We start from the raw sequence: 16972 nt of genomic DNA on the forward strand, positions 1-16972 counted from the left end.
CATTAAGAAAATTATAAACTAATCAAATGCATTTATCAAAATCAATTATTGGGTCATCCCTGTTCTGCTTTCTATTTATTTCTGTAGGTATTTTCTCATGTGGAGAAAAGCAAACCTCTGAAAAACAACCTGTAGATTTTGTAGATCCCATGATTGGTTCCGACTTTTTTGGCCATACATTTCCCGGGGCAACTCTGCCCTACTCTATGGTGCAACTGAGTCCCGATAATGATACCGAAGGATGGACTTACACCTCAGGTTATTCCTATCAAAACAACACCATTATGGGTTTTAGTCACACACACTTTAGTGGAATGGGCTACAGTGCCTGTGGAGATGTGTTGATCATGCCTACCGTCGGAGATGAGTTACATGTAGTACCTGGAACAAAAGAAGAACCAGATTCAGGATATAGATCCAGATTCGAGCATGAAAATGAATCAGCTACTCCCGGGTATTATTCTGTCTTGTTGAAAGATTATGGCATCAAAGCAGAACTCACGAGTACCAAACGGGTAGGAATGCATCGTTACACTTTCCCTAAAGCAAAAAAAGCCAACATTATCCTCGATCTGGGACACTCTATCGGAGGAACACGAGTTGATGATATATCTAAAGTGACTGTTGTTAATGATTCTACGATTACGGGGATTAAAAGTGGAAAAGGGGTTAAACTTTACTTCTCAGCACATTTTAATAAACCTTTCAAATACTATGGCACATTCGACGATGGGTATTTTACCCCGGAATCAGGAGCAAGTGTATTTCCTTATAAGAATGAAGAAATAGGTAAAGACGTTGGAGCTTTTCTGGTATATGAAACAAAAGAAGCGGAACAGTTGTTGGTGAAAGTCGGAATATCTTATGTGTCAATAGAAGGTGCGCAAAAAAACATCAAAGCAGAACTCAGTCATTGGGATTTTGACAGGGTAAGAAATGAAGCCAGAGAGCAATGGAACGTTGCTCTTAACAAATTGACCATAGAAACTCCTTCTCAGGACAAAAAACAGATTTTCTACACTTCTGTCTATCACAGCCTTCTTGCACAACAAATTTCACAAGATGTAGATGGACGATACTTTGGTATGGACGATCAAATTCAGAAACAGGCAGTTGGTGATTTTTATCCGTCATTTTCCTGTTGGGATACCTACCGCACCGAACATCCATTGATGACATTGATTTCCCCTGATCACACCAGTGACATGATCAAATCAATAGTAGCCAAAGTGAAAGAATATGGCTGGCTTCCTGCCCAACATTTCAGAAATAAACCCATGCAAAGCATGGTGGGAGACCATTTGATTCCGGTGGTCGTAGATGCGTATATGAAAGGCTATAGAGATTATGATGCTGAGTTGATTTACAATGCAATGAAAAGAAAAGCAATGCAACTTCCATCAGGTGATATTCCTTCGTACGCTGGAAGATCTGGTGTTTTAGACTATATGAAACTCGGATATACGCCGTATGACAAAGTAACAGAATCCGTTCCCAACACAGTAGAGTTGGCTTATGACGACTGGTGTATTGCCCAGATGGCAAAGGAAATGGGTAAGGAAGAAGATTATCAACTCTTTATGACACGAGCCAGCTACTACAAAAATCTATTCGATAGCGAAACACAGTTTATGCGTCCTAAAAAATCTGATGGAACATGGCTGCCAGAGATTAAGAACAATGAACAGGAAATAGTACAAGTTGGCGATCACTCCTACTACAAGTATTTTGATCCATTGCTGGTAGGAAGAAGACCCAGCAGACATTACACTGAATCCAACGCCTGGCAATACTTATGGTCAGTGCAGCACGACCCTGCCGGACTAATCGAATTACTTGGTGGAAACGACAAATTCACTGAAAGGTTGGATGAGTTTTTCGAAATGACCCCAACCATAAGCGCACCAAAATATGTGGGTGTAGTAGGTACAATAGGACAATACGTGCAAGGAAACCAACCGTCCCACCATGTAGCTTACCTGTACAACTATGCTGGAAAACCATGGAAAACTCAGGAGAAATCCCGTCAGGTAATGGAACAACTATATAGAAGTGGGCAAGGTGGAATTTGCGGAAATGAAGACATGGGATCACTTTCCTCATGGTATGTATTGAGCGCTATGGGAATATATCCCGTTACTCCAGGACATACACAATACAACATAGGCTCTCCTATATTTGATAAAGTCACCCTCCAATTGGAAGGTAATATGACTTTCAAAATCACAACAGAAAACAATTCATCTGCGAATAAATACATCCAATCTGCTACGCTGAATGGTGAAGTATTCAACCGCTCTTGGATCGACCATTCCGAAATTATGAATGGTGGCACACTAAATTTTGTAATGGGAAAAGAACCCAATAAAAGCTGGGCAAATTCTCCTCAAGATGCACCTTTTTCAATGAGTAAATAATTATAACAAATGAAAAAAACACTAATTGTAGTACTTTTTTTAGCCCTTTCAGCTACAACAAGCACATGGGCACAAAGTGGAAAAACACAGCAATTCATTGTATCTGAGGAATTGATTTTTGCACCACAAAACCAACATGCTCATGGCAGCTCTCTGGTATTGTTACCCAATGGAGATAAACTGACAGCCTGGTTTCAAGGCAGTGGTGAACGAAAGGCAGATGACGTGCGCATCCTTGGGTCGAGACTCAAAAAAGGAGCTAAATCATGGACTGCACCTTTTTTAATGGCAGATACTAAGAACATTCCCGATTGCAATCCTGTACTTTTTTTAAACAATCAAAACAAATTATTTTTAGTGTGGATAGCAGTACAAGCCAACCGATGGGAAAGTTCTATTCTCAAGTATAAAACTTCCACTAACTACAATACTGAAGGAGCACCTAACTGGGAGTGGCAAGACAACATCTTGTTGAAGCCTGACGACCGATTTGCAGAGGAAGTTAATCGAAAATTTGACGACCTACCCGAAAACAACGTCGCTTGGGCTGAATATGCTCCACAGTACGATGACCAGATCAAAGAGGCAAGTAAAGACCTGTTGAAAAGAAGTATTGGATGGATGACCAGGATCAAACCCCTGATTTTGGAAAGCGGTAAAATTATTTTGCCTCTTTATTCTGATGGATTGAATTTTTCGTTGGCTGCCATTTCGGAAGATGACGGAGAAACATGGAGACCCAGTCTTCCCATAGTCGGACGAGGACCTATACAACCCGCTCTGGCTCAGAAAAGCAATGGAGACATAGTAGCTTTGATGCGTGACTCAGGCAACTCTCCCACCCGTGTACACAAAAGCATATCCAAAGACCAGGGAGAAAGCTGGTCTGCCACAGTAAAAACCAACATCCCCAACACTGCCAGCGTAGAATTGCTAAAGATGAAAGACGGTAGCTGGGCATTTCTGGGCAACCCAATAGAAGATGGTAGGTACCAACTGAGCCTGTACTTATCTGACGATGAAGGAGAAACCTGGAAATGGAAAGTGAATATTGAAGATTCATATAAAGGCGCAGGGAGTTTTTCATACCCTAGTCTGGTACAAGACCCAAAAGGCCTTCTGCACATGACCTATTCGTACAAAAAAGACCAGTCTGGTGAAACTATCAAACATGTGGTAGTTGACCCAAAAAAAATCATAAAATAAATCAACCTAACCACCTCTCCAAGGATTTGAAATCCTTGGAGGTTTATATTTTCTGAGAAATATATTTCAATATTCATTCTCTCAATTCCATTTGATTTGCACTTTGCAATAAGATCTTTCCTTCGTCAAGATGACAAGGCAAACATATCGTTTATGAACTGAAACGATCATTTGAATCACCAATTCCGGTTTTGTCGCTCTGAGTGGAACAAAGAGTCTCATTGTAATATTGCTCAATCAAGAACCCCAACCTCTCACATTTAACCTTTTCGGCATAACACATGACTTCAAGTGCATATTTCGTATAAGAACAAGTATCTTTGCCGAATAACACATCTAAAATAAAAAACCACATGTCAGAAATTCCACTTTGTCCAAATTGCAGTTCACAATACGCTTACTCCACTGGCCTGTTGATGATGTGTCCTGAATGCAATCATGAATGGAATCCCGATGAAGTTGCTGAAGAAACCGGGCTTGTGGTTAAAGATTCTAACGGCAATCGACTACAAGATGGCGATAGTGTGGTTGTAGTCAAAAATCTACCTGTAAAAGGTTCTCCTCAACCCATAAAAGCCGGAACTAAAGTAAAAAACATCCGATTAACAGACGGTGATCACAATATCGATTGCAAAATTGATGGATTTGGTTCTATGGCACTAAAATCAGAATTTGTTAAGAAAGCCTGACACCTCTACAAGTGTGATAAGCAAAAGTTATTGCCTTCGGTTCATAAAATCATAAAAAAATCCCTTTGAACATTATATTCAAAGGGATTTTTTGCATCATACACAATACAATTAGTGTGTAATCATCAACTTTTTATTTCGCAATTTCAGGTTCTCTCCATTTATCGAAATAAAGTACATACCTGAAGGAAAATCATCAGTCTCAAGACTAAAACCGGAAGCACCAGGTTTTAGTTTTCCATTTCTATAAACTTTACCCGTCTGGTCATAAACCAACCAGTCCATGACTTCTGTAGTAATCCGATCAAACACTACGAAAACTTCCTTGTTTGCCGGGTTTGGATACAAACTGTAATCTTTCCCACCAAATGCATCGTCGATTCCTGTAATCGTAGGACTTGTCTTGCCAGCAACACTTATAGATTGGGTTTGATACACTTTTTTACTTGCAACATCCTGTATAAACACTACAATACTAAGATCTTGAGCATCAACACCTTTTTGAATGTCCCATTTTTTTGAAACATTCAACACTGTACCTTCAATAAATGATTGCTTGAACCTATTGCCTATACCATTTGGCAGCATTTTTCGTAAAGCAGCCCTCGACTCCAATTGTCCGTTTTCTGCATCTGTCAATTCTACCGTATTCTCCACTATTGCTATATAAAGACTCAACTCTTTAACATCATCAGTATTAGCAGGATCAGTTATGTCATCAAGTACCGTAGCAGTTACTGCTACTTCCAACACTTCTTCATCAGCACCAAAGTCATCACTGATATCAATATCAAACAAAACATCTTCCAAAGAACGTCTTGCCAGATTATTGACCGTCCACGGCACATCTGTCCTTGCATTGGCACTTCCATTTACAGCACCTCCCAGCAAAGAGGTAGGTGCGGCTGAAATCCCATAAAATACTGCCCTGGCACTTGGGTTTTCAATATTTACAATACTTATTGGATCAGGGTTCAGCAATAAAGGCGGAACAGTGCTATTGTCATAATCATCCAATTCACCTTTGAAGCTAGTATGGTAATTCACCCTGATAATGTCATTGTTGTTAATTGCAGGATCATCAATTATAGCATTAATACTTGCATCTACTATTGCGCTTGCTGCTACATTGGTACTAGAAAACTGTTCCAACAATACCTTTTTGGCTCTTTCCTTAATCTGGAAATTATCAAAAGCAAAACCCTCAGATGGTGCAGATGCATCAGTACCCAATGCAAACCTGAAAATTACAGAATTACGATCCACTTCAGGAATTGCATCCAGTTTATGTCTGGAAGAAACCCACTGAGCAAAATCAGCACCCTTATTGCCTGCCCATCCGATATCACCTTCATTGGTAGCCTGCAACTCTTGCTGACCAGGTTTACCACTAATATTCTCATGTGTAAACCATTCTGTACCAGTAGATCCTGTAGTAACATCATAATCACCCAGGGCAATCCATTCTTCTCCTCCATCCACAGAGTATTGTAATACTACCCCATCTCTCTGATCAGAAAAATGATATATTTGATCGAACGATACCATAGGTCTTTCCAAACTACTGATATCAAAACAAGGGGAATAGACCCATGATCTGGACTCACCATTGTTATAATTACCATCCAAGTTGGTAACCCATACATTTCCATGAACACCGTCATCGGCAATAACAAGTCCTGAAGGAATTCCAAACTGCCAGCTGTTAAAATCTTTTGGTAGTTTTCCCCAGTCATCATCATCTTTGTCTTCTATTGGTCTCAAATCCACAGACCATCCGGAGGATTCAATTATAACATCCAAGTCTTTACTACCATCAATTAAACGTCGTTCGTCTGTTGCTTCTACAAGCTCCCATTCAAGGAAATCTTTTTTGACTGGAGTACCCCCCTCAAAATCCTGAAAATATGGTGCTTCTTCATTTGGAAGGATAGAAACTCTTCTTAAATGAATTTGTTCACACCCATTGTTTGTAGTCAATGTTAATTGTACATCGTAAACTCCTTCATTCGTGTATGTATGTGGCAAAGTGAATTTATCTGCATTTCCCTGGGTATCTATATCTTCAGAAGTCCCATCTCCAAAATCAAACAATATGGACTGAACTGAACCAAAATCTACCGATGTAGGAGAGGCAACAAATACCACTTCATCTTCTGCGCATAAGCCCTCAACAGTAAAATTAACATCTGGTATATCCCCTACAACTACCTGCTCGGTTACCTCCAAACTTGTGCAGCCTTTCAAGCTTGTAGTAGTTAATGTTACAAAATATTCTCCCGGCTCAGAAAACAAATGTAGAGGATTAAGATCCGTACTGGTGTTTGAGCCTTGTATAAGGTCTTCTGATCTTAAGTCGTCAAAATCCCAAAGGGCAGATTGCACTTGATCTCCCGGTGCGGTTTCTATAGAAGTAAATTCGAAATCAACTGGTGTTCTATCACATCCTCCAACCGAATTTATAGATACTATGGGTTTAGTATTTATAATAACATCCTTATTAACAGAAGCTGTACATCCAGTTTCGTTATTAGTATATGTGTACGTAATTGTATGGGTACGTGGGTCACTTAAATTCGCACTTACCGCAGCATTATAGGCACTCTCAAAATTAAAATCAGATATACCGGGTGTTTTCGGAATTATCCCTGCATTATTGTTCGCCGGATTGGTAAAAGAACTAGTAGAATTTTTGATTAAATTATTTAAGTTTTTATCGGAATAACCAAATCCAGTCATTTCAGCATTACTTGCATCTATACAGAATTCATTTTGATTATAAGCTACACCTTCCACCGTAAATGTAGGAAATGGCAATGGATTAACGGTAAGCGTTACTTCATTGGAAGTTGCCTGACAACCATTATCTGACGTACCATATTGATATGTAATTTTAAATATTGCTGCATCTCCATTATCAGAGTTGGCTGTGGGGTGCTCGGCATAAGCAGTAGCAGGATTGAAAAATATCTCATCCAAACCACCATCAACAGAAGCACCATAAAGCGCACTTGCAGATAGCGGAGGGTCACTAACAAAAGTACCTCCATTTCCTACACCAGTATCAAAACCAATACTCTGAACAAAAAGTCGTATGGGATTAGTTGCTACATCATCATTGATACAATAAGCATTTGCATCCAAATCAAACGAGCCTTCTTTTACCTTTATTGTTGGTATTGGTGTTCGATATACTCTTATGGTCAACCTGTTATCAAAATCTAGCACACCATTCGATGCATCAGAAGATAAGGTTTTACCTGTACAACCATCTTCATTTTGATAAGACATATCGAAAACAAAATCTATAGAAGTAGCTCCTTTTAGCGTACTATTAGCAAGTTCAGCAAAATTTACTGCCTCTCTGGGGTAGAAATAAGCCTTGCCTTCAGCTATGTTTTCCAATTGATTAGAACTAAAGTTATAATTAGATCCTGCAAAAGAAGCAGCCGTCCTTGATCCCTGCACAACCTGATCTGTCACATCAATAAGTACTATCTTTTCCGAATCCAGAGCATCTATCACTGACATGTCGTCTATACAAACTTCTACCAGATTTCCAGACACTAATGAAACCCCATTCTGAGTGATGTCATACTTAGGAACAGGAAGGTTGTGTATAACAATCGTTTGAACAATATCAGCAGAACAAAACTTGGAGTCTTCGTAATTCAGGTTAATATCAACAGATATTTGTCGATCATCCATTGCTCCTAAATTGGCTGCAACAGCTTCTTTGAACAATTGTTCAATGTCAATAGTAGCAGTTCCAATTTTATCGGTAATCGCATCAGATGTAAATCCAACAGCTGAGAATGTCGCACTTCTACCTTCTCCCAATGCGCTTCTCAAAGTCAATGTTCCTTCATCAACACAAACTTCATTGTCAACTTCAACACCACCTTGTTCATAAGTAAATGAAGGTTGTGGGTATGGGTTAACAGTCAAAGTAACAGGAGTTGAAACATTGTTGCATGTGACATCTGTAGTATAGTCATATACAATGTTAAATATGGCCTGACTTGTACTAACATCCAATAAACCATTGTCCTGAGCAAAAGTGTAAGCCGCTTCAGGATCAAAAGTTGCTGTTCTCTCTGCATCTATACTCGTAGATACACCATTAGCAGTAGCATTATTGAGCACACTCACCGGCAGGGTAATACCTGTATTTTGTTCCCGATAAGTACCAATCCCCCCCGGATTATGAGTAATCGCAGTTGATAAAGTAATCAGGCTACCATGGTCAATACAATACTCTTTGTTATTGTTTGGCCCATTGTCACTAACTGACACTACCGGAACTGGTAAACGATAAACCCTAATTACTTTTTTATTTCCAAAATCAGAAGCCACTCCAGCACATGTTAAATCATTAGTAAAAGTGTAGTCAATAGTAAAATCGACAAATTGAGAATTTGAAAAGGACACGGGATTACCTGAAACAGCATCCTGAACTGCCTGGGCAGGATAAAAATAATATTCTCCTTCTGCATTTCTGGACAATGCCGCAGCACTCAAAGGCACACCTGTGGCATCACCAGAGAAAACTCCTGTTGTCAGTGTTCCCATAGAAACATCTGTATTATCCAATAATACAATTCTCTCATTCAAAGTCAGGTTTGAACTGGTGGAAAGGTCATCTATACACACTTCTACATCAACACCTGGTGTACCAGAACTCAATGCATCGGAAGGTCTTGTAATGGTAAATGCCGGTTCAGGAGTATTATTTATCTTAATGGTAACATCAGTAGTATTTACACATCCATCAGAATTAGTGTAGGTAAAAGTCACTACATAATCAACTTGCCTCAAATCTTTGGCTGGGTTGATTGTCTCAAAAGCATCAAGTAAATCTATTTCAGCTCTACTGTTACCAACACTATTGTCTATTGCAGAATTATTGATCGCATTCGAAAATGTACCAGAAGCATTTGATGGGTTTCCTATCAAATTCAATTCAGCATCATCTATACAAAATTCATTTCTACCTGTACCCTGCCCCTCTCTTCCAAAGGTAACACTCAATTCAGGAAGGCCATTGACAGTAATATTTTTAGAAATAGAGTTTACACAAGTATTTCCATCAGTATAGGTATAAGTAATAGTGATTAACTCAGATTGATCCAAGAAATCCTGTGGATCTACTTCTCCAACTGCCGCCAACGGATTAAACACAGCTGTTCCGTCACCATTATCCGTAAGTCCAATACTACCAACTGTACTTATCGAAAACGTACCATTTGCACTTGCCGGATTACCTGTTAAACTTATGTTGCCATTATCCACACAAACCTTAGTAGGCAAAGGGTCAGAATTTATATCCGTCAAATTCAGAACAGGAAGCGGGTGAACAGTATAGGTAATCATCGTAGCAGGCCCTTCACAACCTCCAAAACCTGCTGGGAGACCTATATTTTCTGTTTTAGCAACCCAGAAATTAGTAGAACCAGCATTCGCCGGATCCACATTGAGTGTAGAAATATTAAAAGTTATTCCAGAAGCAACAAGGTTGTTAAGGCCTGCATCAGAATACCAATTGTATTGTTCACCAGCAGCTAGTGTTCCAACATCGACAGCAGGATTCACCAACGCATCATTCTGACAAATTTCATATACATTACCATTGCTATCTGCTGTTGTGACAGGACTAATTGGCGTAGGGTTAACAGTAAGGTCAACCTGAGTCAAGTTACTTGCACAATCCGATACACCCGTGAATTGTCCCACATAAATTGAGAAACTGGAAGTGAATTTACCATCTGCCACTTGTGTTTCTCCTATGAAATCGGCCACCACAGGTAGGTATGAGGCTCCTGTAGCTGCGGCTATTGGATCAGTACCAAGATCATCTCGATACCATTGGTATGAATTAGCAGCACCACTGGTAACGGAAACAGCAGTGAAAGTTTCACCCTCACAAATAGTCCTGTTCAATTCTGATGTCAATAATGTCGGCCCATCCTCAATGGCTTCTATATGCACAGTCACTTGCTTGTGACTACCCGAAGGTGTTTCGCATCCTTCGAAAGAAGGAGTGGCATCTCTGTCAAAATTGGTAGCCTGAGTAACGTAATAAGTATAGTTGCCAGCAACCGTGCTGGAAGACAATCCTAATGCTGCTCCCGTTGGATCATTTGTAGTGGCTACCCTTAAGGAAGGATTGCCTATATCAGCAATATTTGAGTACCAATAAAATTCTGCTCCTGATTCACCAGTGGCAGTTAAATCCCCAGCTTGCACCTCATCTCCAAAACACAAATAAAATTCTGAATTAACAACAGAAGGTGTCGTAGAAATCCCTGTTACATTAATTGCAATTATCAGTGGGTCACCTGTACACCCACCAAACTCTCCACCACTGACAATATCAGTAGTTTGAGTAATACCAAAATATTTTGCTCCGGTGGCTCCAACAAGGCCTAAGTTTGTTGAAGGATCAGGATTTGATCCGGGAGCAAAAGAACCTATAAAAGTTGCCAAAGCACCTGTAGTAGGATTAGCTGTGTACCAATTAAACATCACTCCATGAGCACCAGCATAATCGGTAGAAGTAACGAAATTATAAGCGTCATTTATCTCGTTCCTACATACCAAATAAGTATAATCACTATTAGGCAGAGGACTATCCGCAATACTCAATGGATTTCCTCCATCATCGGTAACAGTGATCTCAGGGGCATCCGGTTTAGCAAACAAAGTAATAGTAACCGGAGTTCTGTCATCACTTTCACAACCTATAAAAGCAGGGTCAATACTTTCACCTGTACCGCTTTTTCCAGCATAATCTGCTTGTGACAAGTACAAGGTAGTAGTACCTGCCACACTCAAATTAATACCCGGTATTTCACTATAATTTATATCAGCATTTTTATTGATATCCGTAGAGGCAGGATCATAGGTATTTGCAAATGAAGTACCACCTGAAGCTGCTTCATACCAATAATATATATTTTCAACTTTTCCACCAATTGGTGACTTTAATACAGTCCCACCAACGATATCTCCAACACATGCATAAATTTCATCATCAAAAAAAGTATCTGGTGCTGGAGCATCTGGTTTAGGATACACCATTATTTGCACCTTGGTTTTTGGTCCGTCACAACCAATGAAGTCTCCTTCTCCAGCATCTGCACTAACAGTTCCAGAAGCATCCCTTCTTGCATAGTAAAAGGTATATGGTTGTATAATTTCATCTATGGTAATGGACTCAATATATGCTTGGGCACTAGTTGAACTACCCGTGATATTATGCCCTACGGTAAAATCATTATAATTGATATTAATTTCTATTGAAGACTCATTAACATTGGTAATTGTACCATAACCATTGTTAGTCCACCAACTAAAACCATCAATTTTACCAGATCCTCCCAAATTACCTGTAATAACTTTTCCAACCGGAAAAAAGCCAGTAACCATATCAATTGCCACATACGACGAAGTTGCAACTGTAACAGTTCCTTGTCCTCCTGCCTCACTAGTAATGACCTCTCCTACAATAAATGGAATGCCAGTTAGAGAGTAGGTCATATAAGCTACTGAATGAGAAACAGCTAACTCTCCCACTATAAATGACGGCACAAGATCTGACGTAGAATACTCAATGGTAGCGGTCGTCGAAGGTACTGATTTTACAGGAGGTGTAGCTGTACCTGAACCAGGAGTATTTGTACCTAAACCCAATTGAACTGGAGATACAGTAGTACTGGTTGTTACTAAAATTTCATTATTGTTCTCGTCGTACCAAACAATTTCATTTCCACCCAGACCAGTATCATCAATAGTAATATCTTCCACAATCTCGTCTTCACAATATTCCCTAACCAACCGTGTATTGGCAACATCATCATAATAGTCCGAAACAACATCCAAATCCTGTACAACAGGTTCTGCTATGACTTCAAAAATAATTTGGCGCGATGTACTTTCACATCCTGCGAATGTAGTTCCAGTAGTCAAAGGTGATCTGTTGATGGTCTGGGTCAAATGGAAAGAGTAAGTACCCGGGTCGGGTGTTCCAAAAAACAAATCTGATTGTGTGATTATTCTACGATCTGAGTTGTTTCCGCTTTGAGCGTTTACAGAAATTTCAGTGCCAAAATCTGGGTTACCAGAGCCATCATCATCATACCATCTGAAGTATTTCTCTGTACCTGAATCCTGTATTTTATTGTTGTCAGCATCAGTGAAATCCGCATAAATCAAGGAAACAGCATCCCCTTCACAATAAACAAATTTATAGGCATCATTGCCATTGTTGTCAACAATACCTGGACCAAATGTCACAGAACTGGACAAATCCGGATCTTGTGCACTAGCATAGCTAGGGTTTGTGTTCAATAAAGGTATGGAAGGCTGTGCAATAATAGTAACTGCCCTTAAAACAGAATTTGTGCATCCAGCACCTCCTTCTACAGCTGGATCATCATCGGTATCATTCGTATATCGAATGATATATGACCCAGCACCAATAGAAGGATCAAATTCCCCATCAGTTAGAGTTATATAATTCGAGCCTCCGTCAGAGGAAATTTCATATAAACCATCATCCTGTAAATTAGTTAATTGCACAGTTGAAGTTGAAACGTCACCTGTAGATCGTAATATACCTGACAATTGAACTATTTCGTCGGTCTCACAATAATTACTTTGAAATGGTGAAAAAGTATCGCTTATATCATCGTACACCTGGATACCAACACTAGGTTGTGGTACAACATCTACACTTTGTGTAATGGTTGTAGATGTGTTGGATGTCACTACAAATAACGACATTGGGCCATATTTTTTACCATTAGTTGCTATATTGATACTGGAAGCCTGATCAGGATCGAAAGTATATATAGGAAGAGTATTCGAACCAGGATCAGCGTAAGTGTTTGTAAATGTCAATGGTGTAACATTATCAGAATATCTTAACTCAATAAATGAATCTCCACTACCAGAAAGTTGATCAACTAAATCCTGACTTGGATTGATATTATAAGGGTCAACATTTACACAATTTGACAAAATAAGTCCATCTAAAAGTGAAGCCACAACGCTAATTGAAGTTTGAGTTGACTCCTCACAATTGTCCCCCGTATCGCTTTCAGTATAGGTATAGGTAATGGTGTAGTCACCACCACCAGCATTTTTTGGACTAAATTCATAAAATTCAGTGGTAGAATTATAACTTATAGCTGTACCTGTAAATTGTACTCCAGAATCTGGATTACCAGGAGAGGTAGTAGCCGGTGGATCAATAATAATATTTAAAAATTCGGTATTTATACCTACATTTCCAACGACAGTATTTCCCCCACCATCTTGTAGAAAAATTGTTGGTGAAATCTTGTCATGAGAGGTAATCTCGGTGGTATAATCATCCGCAACGGCCGGATCAGTTGATTTACAGAAATTTGGATCGACAATCGTCAAAACTACATCATAGACCAAGTCACCCAATCCGGCATTATTTGAAGGCGGAGTGAAAAACGGATTGGACTTAACAGCTTCAGTAGCCTTGGTAATACCCTTATCCAAAATCAGTTCATCGATGATAAAGTTTTCATCCGCCCCCCCGGAATTGTCATACTCAATTCGAATATTAAACGTACCACCACCATTATCATCAGCAGGTATTTCGACTGCATATTGTTTATATTTAGTAGATGATGTAAAGACAGTACCCAATGAAATTTCAGAACCAAATCCATCATCAGATCCGAATATTTGAATTTGCGCCCCATTAGAAGCAGAGGTTTCTGCCCTACCATAAAAGAAAAGTACCGCTTTGGAATCAAAAAGCTCAAAATCCGGAGATACAATATTTCCTCCAGATGCTGGAAGTCTTAAGGCGTCTGCCCCTTCAAAGGCAAGCCCACTACCTGAGGCTGAAACTCCCGTTTGAGACCATCCAGTAGGAGGAATCGTACCAGTATCAAAATTTTCATCCAGAGCTCGCATCACTTCACCTCCAACACTAAGTGGTTCAGACCTCCACTGATAAGTATGTGTACCCACAGCACCCGTACTTACCAAAGAAGGAAACCCACCAATAAACAACTCTTCTCCTGCACATACTACCTTATCAAACCCAGCATCAGCAACTGGTGATGGGTTAATAACAATATTGACTTGTACAGCCTGACTCTCACATTCCCCTGATCCGGTATTGGTTACATAAAGAGTAGTTGTACCAGAAACATTCACATCAAAACCAAGTTGTGCTTCGGGATCTGTCACTTCTCCAGAATATTGAGTATTTGTTAAATTAAAATCAGTGTACCAAACAAAATCCGCATCGTTAGTAGTAAAATCTGCCAAGTTGACCACATCTCCTGTACAATATGTAACTGTCAACCCAACAGGAGGTGCTGATGCACTGGCCACACTAAAATTAGCAAAGGAGGTTCCATCCCCAGCTACTATACCATCAATAGTGGCAGTACCTCCATTTGATGCTATACGCAATAAAGATTTAGTACCGGAAAAAGCCTGAACTGCCTTAACCTGCAAGCCATTAATTTTAATCTCATCCTGATCGTTGGTATTATCAGTATCATAGGATAGTGATATAGAACGTGTCGTCAAAACCGGTACTGTCGTATTTATTTCAGGATTAAAATCATCATTACCTCCATCATCGCTTATAGAAATAGAAGCCGAGGTGTTAAATTCCAATTCAGCAGGCAATGTCAAAACCAAAGTTTTTAAGCTGGTATTGGGAAAACCACCACCGTTTGAAGCTGCCTCCTGAAGTTTTATTTCACCTAGTGGGGCATAGTCTTCTCCCAAGCATAATATTAAATCTGCGGGTCTGGTCACTCTAACATTTCCTCCAAACTGAACCGCTGCAGCATTTGTTGTCTTATCAGCTTCCAATCTTACAGCACTTTTGTTTCCGTTTCCGTCTTGCGCTACCAGATAAATATCATAAGTTGTACTACTTTGTAAAAAATCAACTGTTTCGGATTCCGGACTACCCGGATCTCCCACTACAAGAGATCCCTTAGCCACTGGTGGATTTCCGCTTCCATCTGTACCATTAATTACCTGAGTTACAGATGGAGCTGTAGTTCCGTCCAGTAGTACTACATAGAAAGCTGTACCTGCTGCATCCAAATCGACATCTATATCAAGACTTGTGGCAGTAATGCCAGTAATACCAGTACTTCCATCAAACTGTGGAGCAATTACATCTTCGGTTGTAGCAATACTGCCTTCATTTTGAATTGCTGTTTCATTATTAGCAGCGGATTCATCTACTGCATACCAGTGAACATAATAAGTAGTATGTTGAGTTAATGTAGAAATAACTTCTTCATCCTGAACAGTTGGAGTAGTGTAACTAAAAGATCCCGCAATATCACTCGCAACAGCAGTTCCACTTAAAATATCAGCCTTTGATGGTGTTGTGCTCACTTCCCTTACCAAATAATAAATAGTGGCATTTTCATTAAGATTTACAAAAAACTTGATTTGGGTTTCGGAATCAGGCCCTAATGCCAAAGGGTCTTTAGCATTTACACCTGGTGCTTCATCGTCAGTTACAGTAATGGTAAATTGAATTTCCGGAGATAAGTCATCGTCTCCGGCATTGGCTGTACCACCATCATCCTGCAATTGAAATCCAATAGTGGAACTTCCCTCAGCATTAGTCGCCAATGTATAAGTTAAGGTACCAGAAGTGCTGATCGCTGGAGCCACACTAAATAATGAAGCACTTGAATTCGTTACTAAATTGTAACTACTCACTGCTTGTTCTGTTGCTGCACCGGATGCTATATCTTCATCATCTGGCCCCAAATCAACGCCTGTAACAAAGCTTGCTATAGTTACCAAGCCCTCAGAAGAAGTATTGGCGGTAGGATTTCCTGCTACGGTGAAAGAAGGTTCATCATTAATAGGGTTAACGGTAATACTAGCGGTACCTGTACCAGAACTATATGCAGTTGTTCCCCCACTACTAGTGACATCTACACCTGTATCTTCATCACTTCCTGAAGTTTGATCCCATGCTCTTAAAGAAACAGTATTTCCGGTGCTCCCATTGTAGTCCGAACCAGGAACAAATCGGATGGCATTGTTTCCGTCACTGGCTAAAAGGACTGCACTTGTAGCAGATACGCCTGTTAATGAATTCCAAATAGAACCATCAACGGTATATTCCCAAGAGCCATTTGTTTCTAAAACTCCAATTACTGCAAAACCCTTAGGATCTCCTGAATCAATTTCATTGTAATCGCTTCCAAAGCTAGAAATCAAGCCAGAAATAAGTGTACCTGTACTATTTGTTTCGTCTTCATCAATCGCATTAAAAGTTGCGGTATTCGACAAAACTGGAGCATCATTGGTTGGTGTAATTCCAACAGTAGAAACCAAAGATAAAGCATCATTGGTGTCGTCATCTGATCCTCCCGAACCTCCATCATCCGATATACTGGTAATTGTCACTACCCTACTGGTTGTGGATGGATCATCTGAGTTGTTTTCATAGCTTAAGTTGTCTATCAATGCTTCAAAGTCCAACTCACTCATCGAACCACCAGTAAAAGTTACAGTAGCTGTACCTCCTGATAAACTTACACTATATCCAAGTGTGTTTGTTGCGGAAGTCCCACTATTAGTGTTTTCTAAAGTAATAACTGAGCCATCTGCATTCAATAC

General features: G+C 39.7%; 4 protein-coding genes. 3 read left to right on the forward strand and 1 reads right to left on the reverse strand.

Annotated elements, in window-relative coordinates:
- Nucleotides 1-26: 26 nt before the first annotated feature.
- The 3 genes from AAOP42_RS01325 to AAOP42_RS01335 all read left to right on the forward strand — a co-directional run bounded on the left by AAOP42_RS01325 (nucleotide 27) and on the right by AAOP42_RS01335 (nucleotide 4312).
- Complete coding sequence (locus tag AAOP42_RS01325) at nucleotides 27-2417, forward strand: GH92 family glycosyl hydrolase (RefSeq protein ID WP_349526649.1); 2391 nt, start codon at nucleotides 27-29, stop codon at nucleotides 2415-2417.
- A 9-nt stretch (nucleotides 2418-2426) separates the two neighbouring features.
- Complete coding sequence (locus AAOP42_RS01330) at nucleotides 2427-3623, forward strand: sialidase family protein (protein WP_349526650.1); 1197 nt, start codon at nucleotides 2427-2429, stop codon at nucleotides 3621-3623.
- A 353-nt stretch (nucleotides 3624-3976) separates the two neighbouring features.
- Nucleotides 3977-4312, forward strand: coding sequence for a zinc ribbon domain-containing protein YjdM (locus tag AAOP42_RS01335; protein WP_349526651.1), 336 nt, complete (start codon nucleotides 3977-3979; stop codon nucleotides 4310-4312).
- A 111-nt stretch (nucleotides 4313-4423) separates the two neighbouring features.
- On the opposite strand, the gene AAOP42_RS01340 is transcribed toward AAOP42_RS01335, so the two are convergent.
- Complete coding sequence (locus tag AAOP42_RS01340) at nucleotides 4424-16843, reverse strand: PKD domain-containing protein (protein ID WP_349526652.1); 12420 nt, start codon at nucleotides 16841-16843, stop codon at nucleotides 4424-4426.
- Nucleotides 16844-16972: the final 129 nt, after the last annotated feature.

The sequence above is a fragment of the Reichenbachiella sp. MALMAid0571 genome (assembly GCF_040151475.1).
Classification (GTDB): domain Bacteria; phylum Bacteroidota; class Bacteroidia; order Cytophagales; family Cyclobacteriaceae; genus CAXBNB01.

Coding starts and splice junctions, on each gene's coding strand:
- AAOP42_RS01340 (WP_349526652.1), bottom strand. CDS start 16,843: ATGAGTGAGTTGGACTTTGAAGCATTGATAGACAACTTAAGCTATGAA.
- AAOP42_RS01335 (WP_349526651.1), top strand. CDS start 3,977: ATGTCAGAAATTCCACTTTGTCCAAATTGCAGTTCACAATACGCTTAC.
- AAOP42_RS01325 (WP_349526649.1), top strand. CDS start 27: ATGCATTTATCAAAATCAATTATTGGGTCATCCCTGTTCTGCTTTCTA.
- AAOP42_RS01330 (WP_349526650.1), top strand. CDS start 2,427: ATGAAAAAAACACTAATTGTAGTACTTTTTTTAGCCCTTTCAGCTACA.